The organism is Actinocorallia lasiicapitis (assembly GCF_054778695.1).
Genome location: NZ_BAAGZI010000041.1, coordinates 1 through 26,362, shown reverse-complemented (window position 1 = coordinate 26,362; position 26,362 = coordinate 1). Strand labels below are relative to the sequence as shown.

General features: G+C 68.8%; 26 protein-coding genes, 7 tRNA genes and 2 pseudogenes. 11 read left to right on the top strand and 24 right to left on the bottom strand.

Annotated elements, in window-relative coordinates; all coding sequences use genetic code 11:
• The coding region (locus ACYVE7_RS07800; RefSeq protein WP_460363882.1) for a polyprenyl synthetase family protein at nt 1–868 on the top strand (868 nt) is incomplete at its 5' end.
• Nucleotides 865–1,782: an alpha/beta hydrolase fold domain-containing protein gene (locus ACYVE7_RS07795; protein ID WP_460363880.1), complete on the top strand. Its 918-nt coding sequence runs from the start codon at nt 865–867 to the stop codon at nt 1,780–1,782. The genes ACYVE7_RS07800 and ACYVE7_RS07795, both read left to right, overlap by 4 nt.
• Nucleotides 1,783–1,789: 7 nt before the next feature.
• Here the strand turns inward: ACYVE7_RS07795 and ACYVE7_RS07790 are convergent, their stop codons facing one another.
• Nucleotides 1,790–2,518, bottom strand: coding sequence for a response regulator transcription factor (locus ACYVE7_RS07790; protein WP_460363879.1), 729 nt, complete (start codon nt 2,516–2,518; stop codon nt 1,790–1,792).
• A 238-nt stretch (nt 2,519–2,756) separates the two neighbouring features.
• On the opposite strand from ACYVE7_RS07790, the pseudogene ACYVE7_RS07785 reads away from it, so the two are divergent.
• Nucleotides 2,757–3,626: pseudogene (locus ACYVE7_RS07785) on the top strand (hypothetical protein); the annotation flags it as partial.
• A gap of 81 nt (nt 3,627–3,707) precedes the next feature.
• Here ACYVE7_RS07785 and ACYVE7_RS07780 read toward each other — a convergent pair.
• From ACYVE7_RS07780 to ACYVE7_RS07765, 4 genes are all read right to left on the bottom strand, one after another.
• Entirely contained in the window at nt 3,708–4,889 is a 1,182-nt protein-coding gene (locus ACYVE7_RS07780; RefSeq protein WP_460363878.1) for an MFS transporter, read from the bottom strand.
• Complete coding sequence (locus ACYVE7_RS07775) at nt 4,886–5,950, bottom strand: SagB/ThcOx family dehydrogenase (RefSeq protein WP_460363877.1); 1,065 nt, start codon at nt 5,948–5,950, stop codon at nt 4,886–4,888. Before ACYVE7_RS07775 ends, ACYVE7_RS07780 begins: the two co-directional genes overlap by 4 nt.
• Entirely contained in the window at nt 5,950–6,195 is a 246-nt protein-coding gene (locus tag ACYVE7_RS07770; RefSeq protein WP_460363876.1) for a hypothetical protein, read from the bottom strand. The genes ACYVE7_RS07775 and ACYVE7_RS07770 overlap by 1 nt, the downstream gene beginning before the upstream one ends.
• Before the next feature lie 198 nt (nt 6,196–6,393).
• Complete coding sequence (locus tag ACYVE7_RS07765; RefSeq protein ID WP_460363875.1) at nt 6,394–7,143, bottom strand: hypothetical protein; 750 nt, start codon at nt 7,141–7,143, stop codon at nt 6,394–6,396.
• Nucleotides 7,144–7,671: 528 nt separating this feature from the next.
• On the opposite strand from ACYVE7_RS07765, the gene ACYVE7_RS07760 reads away from it, so the two are divergent.
• Nucleotides 7,672–8,319 (top strand): hypothetical protein, encoded by a 648-nt coding sequence (locus tag ACYVE7_RS07760; protein WP_460363874.1) that lies wholly within the window; start codon nt 7,672–7,674, stop codon nt 8,317–8,319.
• 218 nt (nt 8,320–8,537) lie between these two features.
• Here the strand turns inward: ACYVE7_RS07760 and ACYVE7_RS07755 are convergent, their stop codons facing one another.
• A complete protein-coding gene (locus ACYVE7_RS07755) occupies nt 8,538–8,750 on the bottom strand; it encodes a hypothetical protein (protein ID WP_460363873.1) in 213 nt (70 codons plus the stop codon).
• A gap of 350 nt (nt 8,751–9,100) precedes the next feature.
• Here ACYVE7_RS07755 and ACYVE7_RS07750 point away from each other — a divergent pair, with 350 nt between their 5' ends.
• The 4 genes from ACYVE7_RS07750 (at nt 9,101) to ACYVE7_RS07735 (ending at nt 11,944) form a co-directional block, all read left to right on the top strand.
• A complete protein-coding gene (locus tag ACYVE7_RS07750; RefSeq protein WP_460363872.1) occupies nt 9,101–9,223 on the top strand; it encodes a hypothetical protein in 123 nt (40 codons plus the stop codon).
• Nucleotides 9,224–9,556: 333 nt separating this feature from the next.
• Complete coding sequence (locus tag ACYVE7_RS07745; RefSeq protein WP_460363871.1) at nt 9,557–10,591, top strand: hypothetical protein; 1,035 nt, start codon at nt 9,557–9,559, stop codon at nt 10,589–10,591.
• Between the two features lie 461 nt (nt 10,592–11,052).
• Nucleotides 11,053–11,361 carry a hypothetical protein gene (locus ACYVE7_RS07740; protein WP_460363870.1) on the top strand — a complete coding sequence of 103 codons (309 nt, stop codon included), beginning with the start codon at nt 11,053–11,055 and terminating at the stop codon, nt 11,359–11,361.
• Between the two features lie 157 nt (nt 11,362–11,518).
• Nucleotides 11,519–11,944 (top strand): flavin reductase family protein, encoded by a 426-nt coding sequence (locus ACYVE7_RS07735; protein ID WP_460363869.1) that lies wholly within the window; start codon nt 11,519–11,521, stop codon nt 11,942–11,944.
• Here ACYVE7_RS07735 and ACYVE7_RS07730 read toward each other — a convergent pair.
• The 12 genes and pseudogenes from ACYVE7_RS07730 to ACYVE7_RS07675 form a co-directional block, all read right to left on the bottom strand.
• A complete protein-coding gene (locus ACYVE7_RS07730; RefSeq protein ID WP_460363868.1) occupies nt 11,891–12,535 on the bottom strand; it encodes a response regulator in 645 nt (214 codons plus the stop codon). The genes ACYVE7_RS07735 and ACYVE7_RS07730 overlap by 54 nt on opposite strands.
• Nucleotides 12,536–12,551: 16 nt before the next feature.
• Nucleotides 12,552–13,820, bottom strand: a complete 1,269-nt coding sequence (locus ACYVE7_RS07725; RefSeq protein ID WP_460363867.1) for a sensor histidine kinase — start codon at nt 13,818–13,820, stop codon at nt 12,552–12,554.
• Between the two features lie 56 nt (nt 13,821–13,876).
• Nucleotides 13,877–14,485 (bottom strand): sensor domain-containing protein, encoded by a 609-nt coding sequence (locus ACYVE7_RS07720; protein WP_460363866.1) that lies wholly within the window; start codon nt 14,483–14,485, stop codon nt 13,877–13,879.
• A pseudogene (locus ACYVE7_RS07715) lies at nt 14,485–14,705 on the bottom strand (ATP-binding cassette domain-containing protein); the annotation flags it as partial. The pseudogene ACYVE7_RS07715 and the gene ACYVE7_RS07720, both read right to left, overlap by 1 nt.
• 593 nt (nt 14,706–15,298) lie before the next feature.
• Nucleotides 15,299–15,373: transfer RNA gene (locus tag ACYVE7_RS07710), tRNA-Cys, on the bottom strand.
• A 10-nt stretch (nt 15,374–15,383) separates the two neighbouring features.
• Nucleotides 15,384–15,464: transfer RNA gene (locus ACYVE7_RS07705), tRNA-Tyr, on the bottom strand.
• Nucleotides 15,465–15,466: 2 nt separating this feature from the next.
• Nucleotides 15,467–15,541: transfer RNA gene (locus ACYVE7_RS07700), tRNA-His, on the bottom strand.
• Between the two features lie 2 nt (nt 15,542–15,543).
• A tRNA-Asn gene (locus ACYVE7_RS07695) sits at nt 15,544–15,615 on the bottom strand.
• A gap of 4 nt (nt 15,616–15,619) precedes the next feature.
• A tRNA-Met gene (locus ACYVE7_RS07690) sits at nt 15,620–15,691 on the bottom strand.
• 49 nt (nt 15,692–15,740) lie between these two features.
• Nucleotides 15,741–15,813: transfer RNA gene (locus ACYVE7_RS07685), tRNA-Gly, on the bottom strand.
• Between the two features lie 21 nt (nt 15,814–15,834).
• Nucleotides 15,835–15,909 (bottom strand) — tRNA-Arg (locus ACYVE7_RS07680).
• Between the two features lie 734 nt (nt 15,910–16,643).
• Nucleotides 16,644–19,649: a DEAD/DEAH box helicase gene (locus ACYVE7_RS07675; protein ID WP_460363865.1), complete on the bottom strand. Its 3,006-nt coding sequence runs from the start codon at nt 19,647–19,649 to the stop codon at nt 16,644–16,646.
• A gap of 478 nt (nt 19,650–20,127) precedes the next feature.
• On the opposite strand from ACYVE7_RS07675, the gene ACYVE7_RS07670 reads away from it, so the two are divergent.
• The gene (locus tag ACYVE7_RS07670; protein WP_460363864.1) at nt 20,128–20,733 is read left to right on the top strand and encodes an ATP-binding protein; all 606 of its coding nucleotides are present in this window, start codon (nt 20,128–20,130) and stop codon (nt 20,731–20,733) included.
• A gap of 26 nt (nt 20,734–20,759) precedes the next feature.
• Here ACYVE7_RS07670 and ACYVE7_RS07665 read toward each other — a convergent pair whose 3' ends face one another.
• The 6 genes from ACYVE7_RS07665 to ACYVE7_RS07640 all read right to left on the bottom strand — a co-directional run bounded on the left by ACYVE7_RS07665 (nt 20,760) and on the right by ACYVE7_RS07640 (nt 25,502).
• Nucleotides 20,760–21,152 carry an NUDIX hydrolase gene (locus ACYVE7_RS07665; RefSeq protein ID WP_460363863.1) on the bottom strand — a complete coding sequence of 131 codons (393 nt, stop codon included), beginning with the start codon at nt 21,150–21,152 and terminating at the stop codon, nt 20,760–20,762.
• Nucleotides 21,149–22,918, bottom strand: coding sequence for a choline/carnitine O-acyltransferase (locus tag ACYVE7_RS07660; RefSeq protein ID WP_460363862.1), 1,770 nt, complete (start codon nt 22,916–22,918; stop codon nt 21,149–21,151). The genes ACYVE7_RS07665 and ACYVE7_RS07660 overlap by 4 nt, the downstream gene beginning before the upstream one ends.
• Entirely contained in the window at nt 22,915–23,730 is an 816-nt protein-coding gene (locus ACYVE7_RS07655) for a class I SAM-dependent methyltransferase (RefSeq protein WP_460363861.1), read from the bottom strand. Before ACYVE7_RS07655 ends, ACYVE7_RS07660 begins: the two co-directional genes overlap by 4 nt.
• Before the next feature lie 45 nt (nt 23,731–23,775).
• Entirely contained in the window at nt 23,776–24,615 is an 840-nt protein-coding gene (locus ACYVE7_RS07650; protein ID WP_460363860.1) for a HalD/BesD family halogenase, read from the bottom strand.
• A gap of 105 nt (nt 24,616–24,720) precedes the next feature.
• Nucleotides 24,721–25,287, bottom strand: a complete 567-nt coding sequence (locus ACYVE7_RS07645) for a hypothetical protein (protein ID WP_460363859.1) — start codon at nt 25,285–25,287, stop codon at nt 24,721–24,723.
• A gap of 29 nt (nt 25,288–25,316) precedes the next feature.
• A complete protein-coding gene (locus ACYVE7_RS07640) occupies nt 25,317–25,502 on the bottom strand; it encodes a helix-hairpin-helix domain-containing protein (RefSeq protein ID WP_460363858.1) in 186 nt (61 codons plus the stop codon).
• An 81-nt stretch (nt 25,503–25,583) separates the two neighbouring features.
• Here ACYVE7_RS07640 and ACYVE7_RS07635 point away from each other — a divergent pair, with 81 nt between their 5' ends.
• On the top strand, nt 25,584–26,099 hold the full coding sequence (locus ACYVE7_RS07635; RefSeq protein WP_460363857.1) for a sigma-70 family RNA polymerase sigma factor: 516 nt from the start codon (nt 25,584–25,586) through the stop codon (nt 26,097–26,099).
• On the top strand, nt 26,096–26,362 hold a 267-nt coding region (locus ACYVE7_RS07630; RefSeq protein WP_460363856.1), incomplete at its 3' end, for a zf-HC2 domain-containing protein. The genes ACYVE7_RS07635 and ACYVE7_RS07630, both read left to right, overlap by 4 nt.

Below are 26,362 nucleotides of genomic sequence, written 5' to 3'. Positions count from 1 at the left end.
CGGCGGCTGCCTGCGCGGAGCGCTGACCCTGCTGTGCGCCAGAGCGGTCACCGCGGACCGGCCGGAGACGTCCGAGCAGACGATCGCGGCGGCCGTGGCCGCCGAACTCGTCCATGACGCCGAGATGCTCCGCGCCGACGTGGCCGAAGGCGTCCTCGTCCGCAGGCACCGCTCGTCCGCGTGGGCCGCCCACGGCATGGGACCGACCCTGGCCGCCGCCGACCTGGCGCTCGCCGAAGCACTGGCCCGCCTGTCCGGCCCCTCCCTGGCCTTCATGGCCGACGCCCTGCGCGTCCACTCCCAGGGCAGGGCCCACGAACACCAGGCCCTCACCGGGACGGCGCCCAACCTCGACCACGCCCTCCGCGTCGCCGAACAGCGATCGGGCGCCCTGTCGGCGGCCGCCTGCCGGCTCGGCGCGCTGAGCGCCGGCGCCGACGAGCTCGCGGTGGAACTGTTCGCCAGCTTCGGCCGCCATCTCGGGGTGGCGCTCCAGCTCGCCGGCGACGTCGACGGCATCTGGGGCGACCCGCGGCTCACCGGCAGGACCGCCGGCTGGGACCTGCTCGTCTGCCGCCGGTCCCTGCCCGTCGTGGCGGCGCTGGCGTCGGGAACCGCCGAAGGTACCGAACTCGCCGACCTGTACGGCCGGTCGAAGGTCCTGGACACCGTGGACGTCCAACGGGCCCAGCGGCTGCTGGAGGCGTCCGGCGCACGCCGCTGGGCCGTCCGGGAGGCGCGACGCCGGGTCGACGCGGCCCTGCGGAGCCTCGCCTGGACCGAACCGGCCCCCGCCGGGGCGATGGAACTCGGCATGGTCGCCACCCTGGGGTGGCTGAGCGACGAGCAACCGGACCCCAGACCATGATCATCGAACGGAGGGACGGGCCGGGACGGGCGTCCCGCTACGTGTCACGGACCCTGCGGACCGTGGTCCGTCCGACGTTCGAACGCCTCCCGTTCTCCCCGCGCGGATTCGCCGTCGCCGCGCTGGGCGACCGGCTGCTGGCCGCGCCGCCGCTGCGCGGCACCCGCGTCGAACCGGTCGGATTCCCCGACTTCACCGCCGAATGGGTGGCGGCGCCCGGCTCCGCGCCCGATCGCACGGTCCTGTACTTCCACGGCGGCGGGTTCGTCGCGTTCGGGTTGCGCTCGCACCGCCGCCTGACCTCGCGGATCTCCGCCGCCTGCGGCGCGCCGGTGCTGTCCGTCGCCTACCGGATGCTGCCCGCCGTCGACCTGGCCGCCTCCGTCCAGGACTGCGTCGAGGCCTACCGGTGGCTGCTGGAGGGCGGCCGGTCGCCCGCGCACGTGGTGTTCGCCGGAGACTCCGCCGGCGGCACCCTCACCTACCTCGCGGCGCTCCAGGCCGTCGCCGAAGGACTGCCCGCGCCCGCCGCGCTCGTCGCCCTCTCCCCCTGGCTGGACTTCGACTGCGGCGCCAAGGCCCGCCATCCCGCGGCGCTGGCCGACCCGTTCATCCCCGTGTCCGCGCTGGCACGGCTCGCGCCGCTGGTCTGCGGCGACCGTGACCCCGCCGCCCTGTCACCGCTGCGCGCCGACCTGTCGGTCCTGCCGCCCAGCCTGCTGCTCGTCGGGGGAGCGGAGGTCCTGCTGCTGGACGCGCAGGAGATGGCCGGCCGGCTCGACGACCGGCACGTCCTGCAGATCTGGGACGGCCAACCGCACGTCTTCCCGGTCTTCGCCGACCTGCTGCCCGAGGGCCGCGCCGCCATCGAGGAGATCGGCGCGTTCGTCCGCGCCGCGTTCACCCCGGGCTGAGGCGGGGTCAACCGGCCGCCGCGTCCGCCCACGCCGTCTTCGCCGACCGCCGCGGCGGCTCGGGGCGCGGGCCGGGGTCGCCGGCTCGCAGCCACAGCACGATGGCCTGGGCGCGGTTGGTCACTCCCAGTTTGGCGAAGATGTGGTTGACGTGGTTCTTCACGGTCTTCTCGCTGACCTTCAGCAGCCGTGCGATCTCCGCGTTGTTCATCGCGTCGGCGATCCGGTCCATGACCTGCACTTCACGGTCGGACAGGTGGCGCCGCAGCGATCCGGAGCCGTCGGCGACCATCGCGTCGCTGATCGGTGTCTCCAGGAACGGGCGGAGGGTCGAGTGATCGGCCCGTCCCGTCCCCATCACCAGCCGGACGAGATCGACCACCGCGAACCGGCCGTGGATCAGGCAGCCCGCGACCCCCGAGTCCAGCATCCGTTTGATGAGGGTGGTGTCGGTCGAGTGGGTGAGGACGATGACGCGGGTCAGCCCGGCCACGACCCGCAGGAACCGCAGGCTCTCCTCCGTCAGCACCGGCACCCCGATCGCCAGCGCCTGCGGCCGCGCCTGCAGCGTCTGGTCGATGACCTGGCGCGGTGACGCCGCCTCGGCGATCACCTGTACGGCGGGCTGGCGTTCGAAGACACTGCGCAGCCCCAGCCGCTGCACGGGATCCTGCCCCGCGACCAGCAGACGGATCTCAGCGGATCCCGGGCGGACCGCCACCGGCGCTATCGACATAATGAGAACCTCCCAGGTCATACCGCCCTAAGGCCTGTTCTCCACACTCACCCGTCCCGACTTCCCCGACATCAGGGGACACCCTGGGATGACTCCCTAATCCCGCGCCCGACCCACCGGACCGCCGTTACTCACTTCTGTGGGCCCGCGGACCCTCACCGTCTGGACACTGTCCAGACGGTGAGGTGACTGTTCTCGCACACCGAGGCCGGACGGCCCGGGGGATAGGGGCAGGACCATGGCACGCACACGAGGACGCCACGTCAAGACGGCACCCGATCGCCGGACCGAGACGCCACCGGGCGGGCTGCCACCGGCCCGCGCCCACGGCTCCCCGCCGCCCCGCCCCTACGGCCACCCGCCGCCCCGCCCGCACGGCTGGTTCGCGGTCTGCCTGTCCCGCGAGGTGCCCCGAAGACTCGTGCTCAGCCGCACCTTCATGGGCCGGCACGTCGTGGTCTTCCGGACCGAGGACGGCACCGTCACGGTGAGCGAAGTCCAGCACTGCCTCCCGGGCGTCACCTCACCGGCCGCGCTGCTGGTCCTTCCGGTGCGGGAGGTCGGCGGTGTCGTCCTGGCCTGCCACGGCGCCGCCTGGACCGAACCACGGCACCTCGCCCAGCCGGACCCGCCCGGACACTGGCGTCCCTTCAGCACCCTGAAGGTCCGCATCGGCGGCCACCCGCAGGAGATCACCCAGAACAGTGTCGACTTCGGCCGGTTCGGCGCGCTGCACTCCTTCGAGGACGTCGAAGTCCTCCAACCGCCCGTCGTGGCCGGCTCCACCCTCTGCGCGTCCTACGCCTTCGTCCGGCGGCTTCCCCTGCTGCCCCGGCTCCGCGTCCAGATCGCGATCAGCGCCATCGGCCTGGGCCTTTCCTTCGTGGACGTCGAATTCCTCGGCTGGCGCGCACGCCAGCTCCTGTCGAGCACCCCCACCGGCCCCCGCACCGTCGACGTCCACATCGGCACCTCACTGCGCACCCGAGCCACCCGCCCCTGGACCCGCCTCCTGCTCACCCCCGTCGAATGGACCCTCCAACACCTCCTCCTCCACCGCGTCAAACAAGAACTCAAACTCCACGCCTCCCTCCACCCCCACCCCCGACCCTCCACCGACACCGACCACCCCCTGTCCCTCTTCCGCTCCTGGGCCCGCCAGTTCTACCCGACGCCCGGCAGCCGGGACTTAGTCGAACGCCCGGGCCCGTCCGACACTGACGACCATGACCGCCAGCAGCAGGAGCGTGGCGCAGAGCAGAACCGATCCGGAAACCCTGGCGTAGAGCAGTCCGCCGACGAGCGGGGCCAGAGCGGCGGGCAGCGTCGCGATCGACATCCCCGAAGCCTGCACCCGACCGAGGACCTCCGCCGGGACCACCGCGATCGTCCGTGCGTCGATCGCGCTCTGCCAGATCGGCGTCGGGAAGAGGAACACCGCGTACGCGACCGCGGTGAGGAACGCTCCCGACCGCAGGGCCAGGACGCCCGCCGCCAGCCCTGACACGACCAGCGGCACCACCAGTGGAAGCCGCGGACCCCTCAGCCGATCGAGCGCCCGTCTGACCGTGAGGGCGCCGAGCAGCCCGCCGGCCGTGCCCGCGCCCAGCACCAGACCGACAAGACCGGGCGAGACCCCCTCGTCCAGGAGTGCCACCGACACCACGAGATTCACGACGCTGACGGCGACCGACAGACCCGCACCGAGCACCGCGGTCCGCCGCACATAGGGCTGCCGCCAGAAGACCGAGAAACCGATCCTCATCTGTGCCAAGGGCGCCGCCCCGTCACCGCCCGCCCCGCCGCCGCCGAGCGAGGCGTTCAGGGGAAGGAGCAGCACGAAGGCCGCCGAAGAGAGGACCAGGTCGGCGATGAAGACCAACGACGCGTCCACGACGAAGAGCCCGCCCGCGACCAGCGGTCCCAGCAGTCCCGCCGCGAACGAACGTCCCTGGACGAAGGCCAGCGCCCCGACGAGCCGTCCCGCCCCCACCACCTGGGGCAGCGCCGCCGACTCCGCTCTGACCCGAGCCGAGAAGGACAGACTGCGCACCATCAGCGAAGCGAGCAGGACCGGAAACCAGCTCTCCCCGAGCAACGCCATGACGACCAAAGGCACCGCCGCGACGACCGCGGCGCCGTCACAGACCATCATGACCAGACGCCGATCGAAACGATCGGCCAGCCAGCCCGCCGGAAGCTGGGACACCGCCCAGCACCACAGCATCACCGAGGACACCACACCCGCCCTGGCCGCCGAATCACTCGCCCGCATCACCCAGAAGACACTCCCGACGGCGATGATCCGGCTGCCCAAAGTGGAAAGAGCGTGCCCGATCCACAGCAGCCGGAACGCGGCGCCGGACCTCACGCCTGAGGCTGCCGACTCAGGCCGGCCACGCCGAGAACCACCTCAGAGACGCCATCGACGCCGATGACCTTCTCCAGCTCCGCTTCGCTGACCGCGGTGGCGAACGTCGCCGCCAAGCCGAGCCCCGAGGCGGTGAGGAGCACGGTCTGGCTCAGATGACCGGCCTCGATGGCGACGTCCCGGTAGGCCCGGCGAGTCCTGTACCGCCACTGGGTCCTGCCGATGACGGCCGTATAGACGAGGAGAACGGCCGCGTCGGCCAGCCACGGCTGCCCGCCCACCGCCGCCAGCAGCTCGCCCCGGGAGGCCGCCGGGCCGAGCAGTTCCAGCCCGCCCCGCTCCGGGGAGTAGTGGTACACCCCGGAATCGAGCCCCGTGACGCGATTCGCCTGCAGATACAGCTCCAGCGGAGCCCTCGCTCCCGCGGACGGGCTCGTCCGCAGCAGATCGACGATCCCGGTAGGCCCCTCGCGGGACTCCACGATCCCGCCCGCGATGTTCAGCACGGCCTCCAGCTCGGCGAGGCGCAGGGGAGCGGGCGACGGATCCCGCTGGGAGCGTCGCCCGTACAGGGCGTCCACCAGGCCGGGCCGCGGCCACGCACGATCCTCCGGCCGACCTGGCCGCAGCGGGACCACGGGCCGGTCGGGATAGGACTTGAACGTGGGCGGGGGAGGGGTGTGCAGGGAATGTTCGAGTGTCCGAAGTCGTTCTTCGGCCAGGTCGACGTAGTCGGAGGCGCCCAACGAGCGGGCGCTGAAATAGGCGTAGACGCTGGACGGACCCCAAACACCCCAGGCGTCGAGGACTCGCTGCTCCGCCTCGTCGGCGTCGGACCCTTCCTCGATGAGGACCCCCGAGTCCAGGAGCGTCACCGCGATCGCGGGATATCCCGGATCCAGCGTGCCGACGCTGGAGAGCTCCCGCGTCCTGGCGAACCACGCGTGCACTCTGGCGGCCTCGGGCGTCAGCGCGTACTGCTCCCTGATCAGGTAGCCGTCCCAGACCAGACGGCCGTCCTGGCAGAACAGGACCGCGCAGCGCGCCGCCTTCACCCTCATCAGCCGGCCGCCCTGTCCACGAGCAGCCGGATCACGCCGTCGGACACACGCTCGTCTCCAGCGATCCGCTCATAGACGAACCAGCCGCAGGCGACGTTCACCTCAAGGAAACAGATCCCCGCCGGGGAGTCCAGGAGATCGAACGCGGCCATGCTCAGCCCCCAGCGAAGCGCCAGCGCGGGTATCGCGGTCACCGCGAAATAGCGGTTCCACAGCACACCCGGACGGTGCGCCACCCCGTCCACGACCAGAGAACCGTCTACCGGATCCCAGCACACCGACGGGGGCGGGAGGGCTCGTCGGGGCGCTGGCCTTCGTCCAGGGACGTTCGTTCGCGCCCTGTTTCCTTTCTCCACAGAAAGGAAACAGGGCGGAAATCTGGCCCGCTAGAGCATTTAATGCTCAACCTGCGAGCCTTTTCCTGCTCGCGGAGACCCGGCGCCCTACCACAAGTACGGCATGATGTTGCCGAGCGCGTAGTTCTTGACGCGCACGTAAGTGGTGTACTTGATGCTGTTGCCGCTGGTCCAGCCGGACTTCAGCCCGACCTCGTCGTTGACCAATCCGTTCTGCGGCCAGCCGCAGTCCTGAGCCCCCGGCAGAGAGAAGTTGTCGTCGCCGATCTCCGTGGCGAGCACCGGCACCCAGTTGAGGTACTCGATCCTGGGCAAGCCGATATTGATCTTGATCTGGATGAGGTGCTCGTCGGGATCCCCGACCTTGGTCCCGATCGTGCAGTCGGCGCCCAGGTACCAGTCGTCGAGCTTGACCCGGATCCAGATCTCGTCGGGGAACGTCGACCCGGGCTTCTTCACCACGTTGGTCACGTACACCGTGGCCGTCGTGCCGTCGACGTCGAACTTGGTGAGGACCGCCCCCGGCGTCATGGGCAGACCGGCCCCGCCGGAGATGGTCGTGCCGTCAGGACCCATCGCTATGGCCATCGTCGTCGGACTGTCGAGCGTCTTCTTGATCGAGCCGAACTTGACCTTGGCGTGGTGCATGTTGATCGAGAAGCAGTGCCAGAGGAGGGAGATCGCACCCGCCGGCAGAGCCGGGCAGTCCTTGTAGTCGACCTTGTCGTCCGGCTTGTAGGGCGCCGCGCTAGCAGGCGCCGACGGGAGGCCGACGACGAGAGCCGCAGCCGCCGCCACGGAAAACGCGGCCCGGCTCAGTTTCGACATTGCCTTCATGTGATCCTCCGAGATCGGTGCTGAAGTGCCGCAAGATTAAGTGCGCAGCAGCCGCCGTCCGAGGCCCCATCGCAACCCGCGCCATCCACACCAGATCTGTGGCCACCAGGAGAATCACTACTCACGAAACCCAGATGACCAGCATAAAAACCGTGTACATCCGTCTTTGTGACTGCCGCGAAAAACACACTCCATCCCTAGGCCCCTCGACCCATTGACCGCGCCAAGCCATCCCGTCAAGCATCGCGGTGCCACACAGAATTCGGCTCGCGCGCCTGCCGTTGGGGGAGCGGTTGACCCCTCCCAGCGAATCTGACGGAGGCGCATTCGGTCATGTCGTGGCGCAGCCCGGGCGGCAACTGCTGTGGGGTGGCGGCCAGCATGTAGCTGCGGAGTCTTTCACGCACCCCGCCCCCTAGGGGTGCGCCCCTAGGGGGCTCCCTAATGTGCGAGGGTCTTCACCGGCTGATCCTGGGAGGGCACGTTTCCCAGGAGAAGGAGCGAACTGGAATGAGTACACGCACACGGATGGCTGTCGCGATCTCCGCGGTAATGCTGGCCTTGGTGCCTATGGCGGGGGCGCGAGCCGAGGTAAAGGAGACACCCGCTTCGGCGGTGTACCCGGAAGAACTGGAGAGCGAGCGGATCCTCTGCGAACAGTATGTCCCGAATTCTCTGTACGCGGTTCCCGACGAGCCCAATGCGTCTTGGCAGGCTGAGTGCGTCCAGGTCGCCCGAGAGTTCTACAACGAGATCAAGTTCCAAGTTGCGGCTTTGACCGATCCCGCACTCGCACTCAAGGCCTTTGAGGTGAACCGGCCGGGAACCACTTTCCTCCTGCCCGACGGCACCTACACCAAGGGACGGGAAGACCTCCTCGCGGTTGCGCCCTCGCTGCTCGGCGGCACCGAGGAGATCCTGGCCCTCGAGAACAAATTCCTCTACAAGCCGATCGACCGGAATACCGTCATCTTCCTCGGCGACCCGAAATTCACCTTCGATCGCAGCCTCGAACCCGTCGTGCACTCCGTCCAGACGAGCGTCTACCGGCGGCTGAACTACCTTCCCAACGCTCTGTGCCGCTCACGCCTCCACCCGAACCTAAGCCTCTGTTGGGCAGAGCTCACCGAACAGTGGGTCTACGCGAAGCCCCTCCTCGGCATCCTCACCCCGTAGGAATCTGCCGACATGGGCAAGCCAGGAGAAGCTCTCCCGCTCGCCCATGTCGGCCTCGTGCCCCGAACGCATCCGCCCCCGACAGCCGCGAGACGATCAGATCGGACTGACGGCGGGGGAGTCTCCCACGGTCTCAAGAGGTGAGGCCCGGCCCTCTTGCTTGCTGAGAAGGTCGGACCGGGCCCCCGAAGCGCTGCCGCCCTGAGCGGCGACCGGTGTTAGCGGTAGCCGCTACGCCACCATCCGCGCTCGCAGGTGAACCAGATGTACTTCTTCTGGATAAGGCTGTACGCCCAGCGGTGGTCGCCCTCTTGGGACGCGAAGCACGACCCCTTCGTCTCGGCGTGAGCACTGCTGGCTGTGGCGACGGTCGTCCCGAGACATGCGGCGGCCATCGACACGGCGAGCAGGACGGATCGAGCCCGTTTCATGGCACTCCCTTCGTATAGACACTGGCGTCTGCTCGATGATCCTTCCCGCCCCAACCACAGATGATCAAGAAAGCTCACTGACCCCATCCGGCCAGATAGACATCTATGCCCATTTAGACAGCCCCCGCCCGCCCCAGGCCCTTGTCGCCCTACGTAGCCGATTCCAGACACCCAGTCCCGATGCCAGGGGGCCCAACCGGGGGAGTAAGGGCTTGCTTGGCCCATGCTCGACGTCAGCGCCAAGCGATCTTCGTCCTCGGTCGTGTGAGGCCAAACCGGTGGAGCAGCCCGACTCCCGGATGCTGAAGAGGTGATCGGCGGACTCTGAGCTGCCGAAACCCTCAGCCTTGGTGTTCGATCGAAACACCAAGGAGCGCGGCAGCGACACGGCCGGAACCTACACCGAGAACTGGGACTTCACGCTTTACGAGGACGTTTCGCTCGCCCGTCCAGAGTCCGAGAACGGCGCCTGACACAGGGGAAGTTGAGGACTGCACCTCCGGATACCGACTTGGTCGAAGCGGTGCGGGCTGTCGCACCGTGACGGCGGGATGGCGGGCGGGAGGTCGCGGATGCGGGTGTCGTGGAGCGAGTACGGGAACCGCTACACCCGTTTCATGGTCCGGGCGGTGTGGTTTCCGGGTTCGATATCCGCCTCGAGGAAAGATCACGGGGAATGGGCATCACGCCCATTGCGCGCGTCCTTCTGCAAGCACAGCGGTTTCCGCTCACATGGTGTTCTCGCCCTCGGTCATGCCAACCAGCGATATCGGCGCCACTGGGTTTCTTGATCATTTTGGCTTAGGGTGACGTTCGTGCTGGATGCCATCGCCCAGGTTCGCGAGCGCTCGCTGAGCGAATCGTTGACCATCGGATTCACCGTGCTGGCCCTCGTGGTGACCGTGCTGGCGGTCTTCGCCGACTACGCCGAGGCCACTACGTCGATGCCCGCCGTCACCATCGTGGTGATGTCCCTCAACGAGATGCTGATCGCGTTGATCGCTGCTTGCCTGATGCCTTTCCGGTCCCTGTTTCCGCTGGGAGCCGCGTTGATCGTCACGTTCGGGCCGTTGCGGGCGCTGGATGCGGCAGGTCCGATCGAGAAGGTTCTGCGCGGGCGGGCCGACGTCACACCGTCGTTCGGGTTGTCCCTGATTGTCGCGGTGCTGGTGTCATGCGCCGCGGCCACCGCGATCACCGCGCTTCGCGGACGTGGCGAGCTGCGCTGCCGCCGGCGCGGGGTGTTCCTGTGGGGGATGATCGGGAGCGTGCTGGTGACCGTTGAGCTCATCGGGTTGTGGATGCCGTGGCTGCGCTCTACCGTCGAATGGACCAGAAACGGGCGCCGGGTCACCAGCGTCAAGGAATGCTGCGCACTGTTCAGCGACGACACCCCGCTGTCCCGCAGCGTGATGACGGTGGTGGGCGCCGTCGTGGCGGCCGCGTTCCTTGCCGTTGCGTTCCGCTTGCTCTCACGCCTCACCGCGGCGGGGCTGATTATCGGCATCGGTGGCTCCTACCTGATCGACCTCATCAACGCGACCGTCATCTGGCTCAGCGCCCGCTCTGGGCAAGAAAGAGGCCAGGCGTTTCTGAACGCCAGCCCCGAGAAGATCGCTAAATACCAGCCGCACCTGGAGTTCGCGCCGCTCCCCGGCTTGTGGATCTCCGCTGCCGGGGTTCTCCTCATCATCCTCACCGTGTTCACCCCGACCCTCACCCGTCCAAACACCGACCCCGACCTGGACGCCCGCCGTGACGCCGATCCGCCGGCTGCGCCTTACCCCGTCGAGCGTCCCCGGCCTGACGTGGAGATCATCAGCTCGCCAAGGCGGTGGTGAAGCGATGGCCTGGACGGTCTCGGCCTGTATCTGCCGGGAAAGCCGTCCCTCCAGCGCGCGCGGGCGGGCCGGCCTCGGCCGCGGCCTGCCGTAGTTCGCCGACCAGCGCGAACACCCAGTCACAGTGCGGGAGCGTCAGCAGCCGACCCCGGCAGGTTGTCGTGCGGCGTCGACTTCACCAGCCCAGCCCGCCGCGCTCTCGCGAAATAGCGCGCAACCGGCAGCTCGGCCGCGGCGGGCCCGCCGCCGTACCGAACCCGTCCATCGAACACACCCTCTAAGGCCGTCTCACCAGGGCACCACATCCCGACAGCGGCAGGAGCCACTCATAGGTCAAAATGACGGTGGTGTTCGCTATGGTCCGGATCATGGCCACTCGTCCTACTGATTACTGACGCCAATCCGTCGCTGAAGAAGCCGAACAAATCGCCTCTGGCGAACTTGATGCCGAGGACGCATCGATGGCAAGACTCTTCCCCGAAGACCTGCTGGTCCGCACAGACGGAGTACTACAGCCCTTCAAACGCGAACTCACGGCGTTGACGAATCCCACCGACGAGGAGATCTTCGCCGTCATCCAGCGCGTTGTCCTCGCCCTCAACAAGGTCAACGGCGACTACGACGGCGTCGCCTACGAGACTGGCGAACGCGATGATCTCTGGAAGTGCATCGTGGATTCGCTCGCCGAGAACGACATCGACGTTGACGCCTTCGCTAAACGCCACGGCCTAACTCGCTACGAGATCACTGACGAGTGGCGCGCCTGGTAATCGCGCCAAACGGAGCAAGCTCGGCAAGTTTAGAGAATGCGTCAGCCTCCAGACCACCCTGGACCTGGCCGCCTGAACCGCGTCATTTGGAGCCAGAGTTCAACGAACTCGCCGAGCGGTAACGTGGCCGCCGTCAGATAGGTGCGCAGATTCGTGGGTGCTTGGGCGAAGGATGGATCCGCCGACTCTGCTGGTCTGCCTCGACCATCGGAGCGGGACTCTGTCGGCGCTGCGGGAGACTGGTGGCTTCGGCGTCGCGCTCCTGCACACCGGCGGCCGTCGAACCGCCGAGCTGTTCGCAGCGCCCGTCGCCGACCGGTTCGCTGGGATCAGCTGGCGGCCATCACCGGCCCTGGCCGTGCCTTGGCCGACTGAGGACACTCTGGCGCTCGCGGAGTGCCGAGTCGCCGGATTCGCTGAGGTTGGCGACCACGAGGTGGTCTTCGGTCAGGTCGCCACTGTCGTCGACGGTGAAGGCACCCGCCTTGATCCGCTCTTGTACGGACAGCGGATGTTCGGTTCATGGCGATCAGCCTCGCAGGTAACGCAGTACGGCGACCACTCTGCGGTGCAAGAGGTCTGAGGGAGGGAGGTCCAGTTTGGCGAAGATCTTGGCGATGTGCTTCTCGACGGCCCGCTCGGAGACGGCTAGGGATTTTGCGATGACCGAATTGGTGCGCCCTTCGGCCATCAGCGACAGCACTTGGTTCTCCCTGGGGCTGAGTTGGCCCAGTACCTCCCGGTGGCTGCTCGCCCGCAGCAGTTGCGTCACGACCTCGGGATCGAGCGCGGTACCGCCGGCCGCGATCCTGCTCAACGCGTCGACGAACTCGTCGATGTTACCGACCCGGTCTTTGAGTAGATAGCCGAAGCCGGACGAGCGCGCCAAGAGCAGCTCTGCGGCGAAGCTGGTTTCGATGTACTGGGAGAACACCAGCACGCCCAACTCGGGGAACTCCGAACGCAGCCGGATCGCTGCCTGCACGCCCTCATCGGTGTAGGTGGGCGGCATCCGGACGTCCACGACCGCGACGTCGGGCCGGTGCTCGCGAACCGCTTCGGTCAGCGTTTCGGCGTCGCCCACCGCCGCGACCACCTCGTGGTCGCGCATGGCGAGCAGTTGGACGAGGCCGTCCCGGAGGATGACGGCGTCTTCCGCGATGACGATGCGCATGCTCGTATCCGGTCCTTCAGTTCGAGATCGGCAACTGGACGGTGACCGTGGTGGGTCCACCCCGCGGGCTCGTGACATCTAGGCGTCCGTCCACCGTACTGGCGCGGGCCGCCAGTCCGGACAGCCCGGAGCCCAGCCCCACAGCCGCGCCGCCGCCTCCGTCGTCGGTGACGCGCAGCCGAAGCATCCCGGCCTCGATGACGGCCTCGATGACGACCAACTCGGCACCGCTGTGCCGAATGGCGTTGGTGAGCAGTTCCGCGGCGCAGAAGTAGGCGATGGTCTCGATGGCGGCCGAGGGGCGCTCGGGGATGTCGGTGATCAGGTCGACCGGCAGGGCACTCTGGCCCGCCAGAGTCTCCAGCGCCGGCGGCAGACCCTTGTCGAGTACAGGCGGGCGGATGCCTCGGGCGAGGGTCCGCAGTTCAACGATCGCCTCGCTGGCGAGTGTGTGCGCGGCGTCAACGAGCGCGCTCGTCCGGGGCAGGTCGGCACCGTTCGCCTCGGTCGCCAGGGTCTCCCGCGCCATGGTCAGATTCATCATCAGGGTGACCAGCCGGGACTGCGCCCCGTCGTGCAGGTCGCGTTCGATTCGTCGCAGCGTGCCGACCGCGTCGGCCACGGCCAGGGCCCTGCTCGCTTCGAGGATCTGAATGCGGGCGGACTGGCCGCCATTGAGGAGTCCTCGCTGCAGGAGCCGGTCGAGGGAGACGAATCGGGCGATCAGGAACGGGGTCAGGGAGAGCAAGGCCACCCCGGCCAGTGAGACGAGCAGTTCGGTGGCGACGCCGTCAAGGGCGGTGCCGCCAATGCGGAGTGCGTGATGGACATCGCCGTCGGCCGTCCGGAAGCTCGGTGCGTTCTGCTCACGGGTGAGCGGGTAGCTGATCAGGACGATGGAGTACCCCCAGCTGAGGACGGTCGTGGCGCAGACCGCGACGGCCAGCGGGAGCTTGAGGAGCACGTAGCAGACAGCGAGCCAGCCGCTCGCGTCCGCCAGGCTGGTGCGCCGCCAGCCCAGGAGGCCGGGCTCGGTTCTGAGCCTCGGCGGAGTCAGATGGTCGCCCAGTAGAGAAGCGCTGAGCCGGACTGAGACTCCGCTCAGCCGGACCGCGCATCGGACCGCTACTGCCAGGACCCAGAGTCCGAACGGGGTGAGGGTGAGGATCACGCCCACGGCGAGCAGAGGCAGCACCGTCAAGGTCCCGGCCAGTGCCAGCGGCAGGTTGAGCAGCGCGTAGGCCGTCCACGCCCAGGTGGACCGGGTGAAGGGGCGTCTTAGCAAGGTGCTGACCGCTCGAACGACTCGATACCAGGACCTACTGCGCATGCGGGCATTGTCTAATCCGGGCTCGTCCGCAGTCGAGCGACCTTGGGAGCCGGGGTGAGGAGCCGGCGTACCGCCCGGCTCTGGAGTTCGGTGACCGCTTGGAGAACCCGGGAACCGAACAGTAGGACCAGCGCGCCGGGCCCGCTGTGCACCAACATAGCCCCGGCGAAGCTAGGGCCACCCCAGGCGTCGTCGGTGACGGTGGGGTCTCCCCAGGCCATGATCGGGTAGACGACGGCGCGTGCCAGCAGGAAGAACATGGTCGCCGTGAGCGCGAAGGACAGCATCCCGAGCGGTAGGGCTAGGAGCAAGTAGCCGACCTCGCGCCAGCGCCGCCCATCGCGTATCCGGCCGATGACTCCGGATCGGTAGGGGATGGCTGCGCCATCGGGCGGGCTCTCGGGTACGCCCAGGAGCAGATCCGCGCGGCGGAGTTCGAACCTGGTCAGGGAGCTGGTGAGGGCGAAGACGGCCACGAAGAGGACCGAGCCCACCATTGTAATCGACAGGACGGTGGCCAGTGTGACGCCGATCAGCGTTACGACGAAGCAGACAGCTCCCACGGGCAGGGAGGTCAGGGCATAGACGGTCCGCCGCCATATGCTGGTTCGCCGGTTCATTCCCCCGCGAGCCGCTTCGGCAGGTGCCGGATCCACTGGATACCAGCGGGGTCGAGCCCGTTGGTCGGCTCGTCGAGTAGCGGCGTCGCCGGGTCGCCCAGCAGCGCGGCCGCCAGGCCCAGGCGCTCCGGAACGTGGTCGATTTGCCCGGGCCGTTGGGCCCGAGGAAGCCAGTGGTCTTTCCTTCGGGGACCGCGAAAGAAAGACCGTCCACCGCGATCTCGCCACCATAGCGCTTGGTGAGATTTTTCTACCCGGATCATGACTCGATAATGTGATCACGCCCATCTGTATCGCAATGGTGCTACCGCTCCGCTGTTAGGTACGGCCCACCCCACCCCGCCAGCGGAAGCCCGGCGAAGTTCGCCGGATAAGAACTTGATATTGGCGATGACTAGCTTCGCTCCTGATTCTCACCATACGCGGGGGAGCAGGTTCTGCGCCGATCACGGCAGGGATGTGGAGGCCCGGGCGTCGCATGCGGACGCCGAGCGGGTGCGCCCGCTGCTCGTGCGGTTGACATGCCGAGGTTGGCCGCTGTGCCTGCGGGTGAACGACGGTCGAGCTGTGCGAGCTTGTCTTCAGCGCCAGCGAGGCTGACCTTGAGGCTTTCGACCTCGCCGAGCCAACCCTCTCGGCGACGTCGCATGGCGGTGGCGTGGCCCTCGCGGCGGCGGGAGGGCCTCCTGACCGTACCGGGACACACAGGTCCCAGAGGGTCGTTGTGGAAGAGGCCGTGAGCCTCCTCGTCCGGAGTCGAACCGGAGGCTCAACCTTCGGAAGGTCGGGTGCGGATCCGCCGCCGAGGAGTAGTGGAAGCCTGGGCGGGAGTCGAACCCGGAATGGACGGTTTTGCGGACCGTCTCCCGTACCGGCGAGTACCAGGCCCTGAGGGGAGTGCATGAGGGCGGAGTCGAACCGCCACAGCCGAGGCCGCTGCTTTACAGGCAGGTGGGCTCGCCGATTGCCCAGCTCATGCGGGGTGTACGACCGGGATCGAACCGGTGCCTCCGGGATCACAACCCGGCGTGCGAGGACCACCTACACCACGTACACAGCTCCGGTGGCAGGGTTCGAACCTGCGCCTGCGGATTAACAGTCCGCTGCCCTGCCTGCTGGGCGACACCGGATCAGTTACGCGAGCAGGACTCGAACCTGCATCACCCGGCTTATGAGGCCGGCGTGTTCCCGTTACACCATCGCGTAGCGCGGGGGACTACCCCGCTCAGTTGCGCAACCACTGCGGGCTGCTGCGAGCCATACCAGGGATTCGAACCCTGTCTGATCCTGCCTGGAAGGCAGGCGCCTCACCCGTCGGCATGTACGGCGAACCCCCTGCTTGCGGGGGGTGGCGTCTTCACCAGGATTTGAACCTGGATGTCCGGCTTCGTAGACCGGCGCTCTGTCCATTGAGCTATGAAGACTGGTCGGAGTGGCAGGAAAGGCGGCTGCTCAACCGTTGAGCTACAGGCCCGAACCCTCCCCACAGGCGAGGGGAGGAATGGGCGTCTTCCACTATGGAAATGTCAAAAGGATCGGGCGCCAGGAATGGCGCGAGACGCATGGGTGGAAGGAGCCGAACCCTCAAGCCTCGGAGTTGGAATCCGGGCGCCTACCGTCGGATCACCCACAGGAGTGGCTGCTGGGCCTGGTCAGGCGGCGTAGGGGTGCGGCCTGTGGCCGTGACCGGGACAGGTTCCCAGCCAGGCGGCGCGGGGATATTCCGGTCGCCGCGCATGGCTGAGATCGGGGCCGCCCGGCATTCGGTTCATGGCGTTCACAGTGCGGGCTCCTTTCTACTCTCAGCCGGTCGCTTTCAACTGAGACGATGATGGCGCGCCGCCGGTGCCCACGTCAAAAGAGTAAAATTGCGCGGCTTTCGCGGCCACGAAAGCCGCGACTCCGCCCGCACCGGCGGCCCGGCGCGAGGCCGGGACAGGGCAGGAGCTTGACGGGCGGAGCGGCGGCAACCCGGGCGAACCACCCTTGTCCGTGGTGAGACTGCTCTAGCCGGTGTCGGGGCCGATCACCTCGACCGTTGCCTGACGGCGGCTGGGCAACCGGACTGAGGCATGCCTCAACGCCCGTATTCCCAGTTCAGGACCGCGGATAGGCCAGAGACCGTCGGGGCCAGGGTGATGGGGTGCGGTGCGGGCGGCTATGGGGTGTGGAGGTCTGCGCTGTTGTAAGGGGTGAGCCATCCGGTGGCATGCAGGTCACCGCGTCGGCTGAAGGCGGCGGTTCCGCGGGCGGCGTCCTGGGGGCCGGTGGGGTGGGGCAGTGTCAGATGGTCGGTGGTGGCGACCATCTGGGTGTGCTGCAGACCGGTCCATGTGGTGACGGCGGTGCCGGGGGCGCATCGGGCTTCGAGGTCGCCGTCCGCGGGTGTGAGATCGATGCCCGTGATGCGGTCGCGTAGCAACGCGGTGTACCCGTTGCGGTCGAGGCGGCACCCGGTGGGGGCGGCGCCGACGGGCCAGTCGGGGTGGGTGATGCCGCGACTGGTGGCGCGCCGCCACATGAGCGGGACTTCGCGGTCGGCGTGCAGCGGGGTGGCCATTTGGGCGCACATCCACAGCAGCCGCCCGCTACCGCGGGGCGGGCCGAGGCGATGCCAGGTGGCGCGGTGGGCGAGGTCGGAGGCGACGATCGCAATCCAGGGGTGGACGGTGCCGAGGTAGCCCTGGGCAGCGAGCCAGGTGAGGTGGTGGGCGGCTTTCTCCAGCAGGGGCCGCATCGCTGTGTAGGGGATGCCGGCGATGAGCCGTCCCGGCTGCTCGAACGCCCGAGGAGTGGTCGCGAGGGTGAGCAGGGCGGCTTGGGCCAGGTCACCGGGCGTGTAGTGGCCTGCCGAGGCGAGGCCGCCACGCCGCCGGTAGGTGCGGGTGGCGCCGAGACGGGTGAGGTCCCCTCCGGCTTGGAGGAGTCGGGCTACCGGCCCGCGGATCTCCTCGGTGACAGCTGCTTCTGCAAGGTCGGGGACGAGGAGCGCGAGGTGGTTGATCAGGAGCCGTTCGGCAGCCGCGGGCTTAGCGGGCAGCGGGACCTTCGCGAGTGCGGCACGCAGGAGCAGGCCGGTTTCCGCGGCGACCATGAGCCGGGTGGTGAGCGTGCCGAGGTCGGTGGCCGCCAGATCGCTGTCGTCCTCACCTGCGGGGGTGCTGGTGAGGTAGCCGCCTTCGGTGAGCAGGTCGATGGCGGCATGGAGTGGGTTGAGGCTGTCGGCGCCTTGGTGGTGGGCGAGGGTCTGGATCCACCAGGCTTCCGCCTCGCGGAGGGTGTTGATGCGGCCTTGGACGGTTTCAGCGAGGACGTGGTCGGGAAGCGTGTCGAGGATCTTGGAGACGACACGGTAGCCGTCGGCGAGCTTGGCCTGCCACAGTGCGCGTTCGTTCTCGTCCACGATCAGGTAGGCCCACCCTTCGGTCTCTCCGGCACCGATCCGTCCGGCGCGGCCGAACATCTGCTGGACAAGTGCGACTTCGGCGGATTCGATCCCGACGGTGGTGTCCCGGATGACGACGGCGCGGGCGGGCAGGTTCACACCGGCGGCCACCGTGCTCGTGGCGACGAGGACGTCGATGTCGCGGTTGCGGAAGGCGTGTTCAGCGGCTCGTTTGTGCTCCCAGTCGCTGTAGTGCAGCCCGACCCCGGCCTGGGTGCAGGTACGCTCCACGGCTGCGGCGTCGTCAGGGTCGACACCCGAGATGTTGGCGCTGCGGCTGGCGGCGATCGCCAGGGCGGTGGACCGGACGCCGCGTTTACTGCCGCAGAACACCAAGACGCTCCCGCCATCGCCGGTGATCTTCTCGGTCAGAGTGGTGGCGAGGTGGGTGCGTGCGGTCTGGGTCGCGGCTCGATCCAGGCTCGTCGCGATGAGGGGGAGCTGCCAGGTGAGGCGGCTGGGCCGCCAGGTGATCGGGATGTGGTGGGCGCCGAGCCAGTCGGCGATCTGGGCGGCGTTGGCGACCGTCGCGGACAAGCCGACCACCCGGACGGGGGAGCCGTCGCCGCGCACCCGGGCGAGCAGCGCTTCCAGGACGGGCCCGCGGGTGCGGTCGCCGAGCAGGTGAATCTCATCGACGATCAGGCAGCCGACGTCGGCGAGCGCCTCTCGCAGGGAGCTCGCCCGGCACATCGATTCGAACTTCTCGGTCGTCGCGACCCACAGGTCGGCGTCACGGACCTTCTGCGCATCGACCACGTACTCACCCGACAGCCGCTCGACCCGCAGGCCTTGGCGGCGCCAGCCGTTCAGCTCCCGGTCGAGTTCGTCGGTCAGCGACCGCTGCGGGACGAGCCAGGCGGCCTTGCGTCCTTCCTTGAGGATGGTGCGCAGCGCGGCCATCATGCCGATGACGGTCTTGCCGGCACCGGTCGGAGCGGTGACCAGGACGTGGTCGTCAGCATCGGCGACATGCGGCGCGGCCTGTACTTGAGCGGGATTCAGAGTGGCAAAGGGCAGGTAGGGCAGCCAGTCGTGCGGCAGATGCCGCTCGGCTGGCGACAGAACCGGCCGCTCGATGCCTGACTCGGCGTGGGCGTCCCACATCAGTTCGAACGCCTCAGCCGCCACGACCGCTCCTGCGCCAGTGGTCGGTGCCGTCGCCAGGGTCCGATTCGTGGTGAGCCTGCAGATGGAGGTGAGTGGGGTGGGGGTGCCGGCGCGGACCGAGGTGATGGTCTCGGACTCGATCCAGTGCCGCACCGTACGCACAGGAATGTTCTGTCGCTTGAGGGTGTCGATCAGCTTCGCGAACTGGTCGCTGTCGGGGAGCAGAACGCGAGTGTCGACGCCTTTGATCGCTGACGGTGCGGGGTCGAGCGGGTCTGCGATCTTGAACCACTGGATCGGCCCGATGTCTCGATCGGCTGCCGGTCTGGGTGCAGCGGTGTCCAGACCGGTGGGCTGTGGCTTGACCCGGTCGAGCAGGCCACGCAGGTGGGAGCTGGCTGCGCCCGCGGACACCGGGGTGATGCGGACGCTCGCGGTGACGCAGTGCCTGCTGGGGGAGGCGGAGACCCGCTGCTCCTCTACGCGGGCGAACGCTCCGGCCAGGTACACCGCTCCCGGCCGAACCTCGGCCAGTGGTTCGCCCTGGACGTTCCGCACCTGGGCCTTTACCAACGCTTCGGCCCGCTCTGTAGAGGTCAGTTCCGGCACTATCGAGCGCTCCTTCAGCCCACCCATCTGATGCACCAAGGGGTATTCATCCCGACCTGCCACGACAGTGATCCTATGCTGCCGCTTCGTGAACACCTCGGTCAGCGTATGGACGTTCGCCGCCGTCGCCGAGATCTGTTGGCGGGGGAGTGCGTCCGCAGCGCCGCACGCGACGGAGGGTCCCCGGCAAGCCCGCCAGAATCGGCCCAGCGCCTTTCGAAGTCTGGGCCGGACCCGCCCCGGACGGCTGGATGGTCGACCTGCCGGGCCTGAGGCATACATCAACCCTGTTTTCTCGTGGTTTTGGGTGGTGTGGATTTATTACTTTACATAATGTGCATTATCGGGCTGGGGAGTTGGGTGCGTATGTCCGGTGTGGGGTGGGTGGATAGGGTGGGGATGGGGGCGTTGGGGTTGGGCGGTGAAGATGGGTGGCGGGTAGGGGACACGGAATGGGTGGGTGGATCGTCTGACTGGTATGAGTGGTGTGCGGGCTGGGCGTGAGCTGGTGTTTCCGGCCGGGGCGTTGGTGTTGGTGGCCGGGCTGCCGGGGGCGGGCAAGAGTACGTTGCTGCGGCGGCTGTACGGGCTGAACGACCTTGAGGACCGGCCGGTGGCCGTCGGCGGGGCGCTGGTGATCGACTCCAAGCAGTCGCGGAACTGGTGGGAGAGGTATCTGGGGGCGGTCCCCCGGCGGGCGCGGATCCCGTTCGTGTATTCGACGCATGTGTGGCGGATCGGACGGTCGCTGACGCGCGGCGAGGCCGTGGTCGCGCACACGCGCGGGACGTGGCCGCATCTGCTGTACGGGTTCGCGTGGCTGGCCCGGCGGATGGGGACCGGGCTGCACCTGGTGCTCCTGGACGTCGCGCCGCAGACCGCGCTCGACGGGCAGCACGCCCGCGGACGGATCCTCACCTCACGGGCGTTCCTGTGGCATGTCCGGCGCTGGCGGAAGATCATCGTGCGGGCGCGGACCGGGGTGCTGCGGCCCGCGACCTCGGTGACCGTCCTGGACCGGGACGACGCCGGACGGATCGAGGCGATCCGGTTCGCCGACAAGACCACGACACCCGCCCCCTGAGACGGCCCAGGGGGCGGTGACCGTCCCTAAGGAGCCGGCCAGGCGTCGACGCAGGCGCGGTACCCCGACGGCAGGACCAAGCCGTCCAAATCCCCGGAAGCGAACAGCCCGACCTGCCGGTGCTCATGGCTGAGCACCGGCGCCGGACTGCCCGCATCAAGCAGGCAGCCGTAGGCGACGATCAGCACCAGCGCGCCCGGCAGCGGCTCGTACACCCAGGCGTCCAGGAGCGGGCCGACGGTGACCGTCCAGCCCGTCTCCTCGCCGATCTCCCGGGCGACGGCGTCCCGCGGGCTCTCCCCGGCCTCGATCTTCCCGCCGGGGAGCTCCCATTCGTCCCGTTCGTTCCGCAGCAGCAGCACCCGCCCCGACGGATCGCGCACGACGCCCTTGGCCGACACCGACCGGACATGACTCACCCGGCGTCGCCCGACAGGAGCTCCTGCAGCTCGGCCACCGCGACGCGCAGCTCGGCCGCGAAGGTGTGCATGGCGTCCGCGACGCTCACCGGGGTCGCCAGGTACAGGTTGAACCGGTCGGGCAGCAGCACGTACGCGACACCGATGCACTGGGTGCTCGTCATCCCGAACCCGAAGTACTTGATGTTGACCGACGGGGCCGAGCTCGTCGACAGGTAGTCGTCGCGGCTGACCGTCCAGCCGGGCGAGGAGAACAGCGGGATCGGCCCCTCCACCCCGAGTTCGGGACGGCGCCCGGCGATCAACTGGAGCTCCCACAGGTGCTGTTCGGGCGCCTGCCCCGCCTGGCACTCCTTCGCCCGCCGCACATGGGCGTCGGCCGCGGCACGGAACGCCGCCAGCTTGCCGGCCCGGTCGGCGGACGGGTCGGTGAAGGTGTCGGCGAACGCGACGACCTCCGGGGTGACCACCCGCATCGCCTCGGTGCGGCCCGCGCGGAAGTGGCGGGTCGCGATCGACTCGTACGTCGCCCCGGTCAGGCCTTTGGCGCGGCGGTGGGCGAGCTGGTAGGCGAGCTGGACGAACGCGTCGGGTGAGACGCCGAGCTGTTTGGCCCGTCCCGTCCCGAAATCGGGGAACGACACCGTGGTCGTCGCCGTCCCGGCCGCGTAGGCGTCGAACGCGGAGGCGGCCGCGGCGATGTCGGCGCGCTGGGCGTCGTCCAGGACGAACCGGACGGGTGCGACGGCCGGTGTGCCGGGGCCAGCAGGGGCGGGATCGCCGGTGAGGACGTCGTCAACGAACGACAGGATCGTGGTGCCGTCGAGCCCGCAGTGCTCGACGTTGATGCCGGCGGTCCCGTCGGCGAACACGATGAACGACACCGCCTTGTCGAACCAGCGGTTGCCGCTGTCCCCGGCGAGGAGCTGATCGCAGGCTTCGCGGTCGTCGGCCGGGGTCAGGTCGTCCAGGCAGACGGTGAACAGCGCCGTCTCCACGTCCTCGAGGGCCGCGGCGTTCGCCTGCGCCAGGGCCGCGCGGCTGGCCGCCCACTCGGCGCGGGCCTTGGTGGTGAGGCTGCCGGCCGCCTCGTCGACGGGCAGCGCCGTGACGGTCTCCTTGACGATCCGGTCCAGCGCCCCGGCCAGTTCACCGGCCGCGTACGGCCGGCCGTCGGAGGTGAGGACGTCGAGCCGGAACAGGTGGCGGCGGTGGAACACCAGGATGTGCCGTCCGGCCGCCGGGCCCGGCTCGGCATCGCTGTAAGGGGCGCGGACGGTGTCCTGCCGCTCGCCGGGGATCCGGGTGGTGGCGAACAGATACTTGTTCTGGTCCATCGCCAGGGGCTTGCCGCGCAGCAGCAGCGGCGGGACGGTCTCGGCGTCCAGCCGCAGCTTGTAGTCCACGGCGCCGGCGATCAACGCGGCCGCCCGCTCGGTCTGCCCGAGCGGGGAGTCGGCGAACAGGAACAGGAAGTTCGCGTTGACGGCGATCCGGTCGCGGCGGCCCAGATAGCGCGACGGCCAGAACAGGTCCAGCCAGCTGTGCACGCCGGGCGAGGCGTCGAAGTCGGCCAGAGCGGAGTGCAGGACCGGCCCCGGCCCGTCGAGGAACGCCTGAACCTCGCGGCGTGTCTGCGCGAACTGCTCGTCGGTGAGCAGCGGCGCGCACCAGTCCAGGAAACGGGCGCAGGTGTCCTCGAGCGCGGGCAGCGGAACCCTGGGCAGGGTCGGCTCGAGCTCGAAGGTGCGGGGGGTGGAGTTCACAGATCCTCGATCCGGGTGCGGGGTTGGTCGTTGGGGACGGAGACGAACAGTTCGGCGTGCAGCCAGCCGTCGGATTCGGGCAGGTCGGGGCCGAGCGGGGCGAGCCGGTCCAGGACCTGGTCGCGTTCCTCGGCGGTGGCGAAGCGGCGTTGCCGGAAGGTGGCGGTCGAGCGTGACGTCCGGTAGCCGGCGTCGGCGAGCAGCGCGCCGATCGGGTCGAACGGGAACATCCGCAGCACGAAATGGGCCATCCACGGGCGGCGGTCGCCGAACGCCGTCAGCAGCCGTGCGATGGACTTCTCCCCCACATAGCCCAGACAGCCCGTGGAGATCACCAGATCGGTGCGGGCGAGGATCGCGGTCTGGGCGTCGGTCGGTTCGCACGCCTCCAGGTCGGCGTGGACGGCCTCCGACAGCAGTCCCGCCTGGACGGCGTAGGCGAGCGCCGGTTCGGACACGTCGAGGCCGGTGAACCTGGCCACCGGGGTGGCGTGGCGGGAGCGGCGACGGTCGGCCTCCAGCAGGCTGCCCCGGGTGGTGGGGGCTCCGTCGTAGCGGGTGTACAGGTCGTCCATCGTGGTGTCGTGGTTGAGGAGCGCGGCGTTGATGCCGTAGGAGCAGCCGATGTCCAGGACGCGTGGCAGGCGGCGTCCGGTGGTCTCACCGTACTCGGCGATCAGTGCCGAGAAGTGCGGTTTGGCGTTCTGGGGAACGTTGTAGCCGAACGTCCTGAGTGTCCGGAAATAGGCGCGGGGGTCGGGCCGGTCGTAAATATGGTCGAGCGAGACTTTCCCTGTGCGGTCTACCTGCACGGTCGCATTCCTCTCAGCGGGTTCCAGTGAGGCGATGTGGCCGGTTCAGTCCAGGAGCAGGTCACCTCGGGACGTGGGAGCGCGATGCGCGGGCGTGAGCCGCCCGAAAAGCTGACGGGTCCGCTCGGCGCTGCCGACCACCCCGGGCCGCTCGCTGTAGGCGAAGATCGCCGAATGCCGGTCGGCCGCCCCCTCGACGGGACTGACCCGGTGCAGCGAGAACCGCCCCTGGAAAAGCTGCAGATCACCGGGACGCAGCGTCAACCGCCGCACCAGCCCGTCAGCACGGCCGTCCAGGACCGCCTCCACCGCCTCGGTGTTCTCACCCGACGCCGAACGGATCGCCGGGCAGTACTCGAACACGCCCCCCTCCTCGGGAGCGCGGGTGAGCATACTGACCGTGTACTCGTTGGTATCGAAATGCCAGGGATGCTGCCGGCCCGGCCGGATCACGTTCACACAGAGCCCCGACAGCGGATCGGCCAGCGGGAACACCCGCGGCAGACCGAAACACGCCGCCACGAACCCCTGGAACGCCTCATCGGTGTACAACCGGTGAATCAGATGATCGGCCGGAATCCGGTCCCTGGCCACGAACGCGTTGCCCCGCACATACGTGCGGTGCGCCGGATGCCCCTCGGGCAGCGCCGGATCGGGCGCGGTGTTGTAGACGTTGACGGTCTCCGGCGCGTAGTACGCGTGCGGTGCCAGCTCCAGCCCCTGACGTTGCAGATCGGCCTGCGCGTCCTTCCTGATCAGATCCGGCAGAACACTGCAGCCACTGGCGGCGAGGTCGGCGCGGACACGGTGGACGAGGTCATGCCATGGCGGGCTGCCGGCCGCACCCAGTGGATAACGCCCGGTATCGACAATTCGATCAAGCATGGGAACGGGTCTAACAGCTCCACCCGGTGACGCCCATCCCCCGCCGGGGTGACATAAGGGTGACCTTGACGGTCAAAGCCTCACCCGTCATGTCCGAAAAACCCGTCAACCCTCAGGATCGGACAGCAATTCGATCAGCACCACGAGCTCCTCGGCCGAAAGATTGCTCCGCAGCACCCGCGCGGCGGTCTCCGGCCGCGACAGCGGAACCGTCACCGTCCGTGCCCGGAACCCCGCCTCCACCATCGCCGCATGAGCCGACAGCTCACCGTTCAACACCCGGTCGTGCAGCACCGGCGCGTCCTTGCGCAACCGCCGCAACGCCGCCGCCTGACTCGTCCCCGTCGGCCGGATCGGCGCGTTGATATTATCAACAGCACTCGCCGTCGACTCCTGCAACGCCTGCTCCAGCAGATCCACCACCACCGGATCCCCACCCGACAACCGGCGCAACCCGCCCACCGTCGCACCCAACCCCCGCGGCGGCTGCGCGATCACGAACGACAGGAAATCCCGATGACGGACCGCACCGGTCTCCGTCACGAACTCCCGCCACGCCCGCTCCTCCAACACCCGCCGCAACAGCACAGGCGCCCGCGACAGACCCTCCCCCGCAGCCGACAACACCGTGGACAGCTCCGCCACGAGCTCACCACAGACCACAGGCCGCACGAAACCCCCCCTTCACCGACCCCATCCTGTCAGCGAACGAACCCCAAACCAAGATCATCCATAGCGGCCCGCCAGATCCGCAACGCCTTCGGCCCCACCCCGTGCAACGCCGCCACCTCCACCTCCCGCCACAACGCCAACTCCTCCAAACTCCGCACCCCCACCAGCTCCAGCGCCCTCTGCGCGGGCACCGACGTCTTCGGCAGATCAGTCATCCCCCCAACCTAACGACACCACCACCAGAGAAAACCCACGCCACGGTGAACCGAACCCCACCCCCCACCCGTGCAACCACCGTGGGATCCACCGCCGACGAGCAACTGCTCCGCAGCCTCTACACCGAACACGGCGGACCCCTGCTCGGATTCGCCCTCCGCCTCACCGGCGGCGACCGCCACCAAGCAGAGGACATCGTCCAGGAAACCCTCCTGCGCGCCTGGAAACACCCCGAAATCCACCACCCCGACCGCCCCCTGAGACCCTGGCTGTTCACCGTCGCCCGCAACCTCATCGTCGACCAGCACCGCGCCCAGACCAGCCGCGGCGGCCCCCGCACCCCCCTCGACGAAGCCACCGCACTCCCCGGCCACGACGACCTCGACCGCGCCCTCGAATCCTGGACCGTCGCCCAAGCCCTCACCGACCTCAGCCCCCACCACCGCGCCGTCCTCATCGAGACCTACTACCGCGGCCACTCCGTCGGCGAAGCCGCCACCGCACTCGGCATCCCGCCCGGCACCGTCAAATCCCGCACCTACTACGCCCTGCGCGCCCTCCGCCTCGCCCTCGAAGAACGCGGGGTCACCCCATGAACCCCTGCCACGACGCACGCCTCCACCTCGGCGTCTACGTCCTAGGCGCCATCGACCCCGCCGACCGCACCCCCCTGGAACGCCACCTCGCCGGCTGCCCGGCCTGCCGCGACGAACTCGCCGGACTCGCCGCCCTCCCCGCACTCCTCGGCCGCGTCACCGAACCCCAGCTCACCGAAGCCGCACCCCCCGGCGACGACCACCTCCTCACCGCCCTGCTCGCCCGCGCCCAAGCCGAACACCGCCGCCGGCTGCCCGCACCC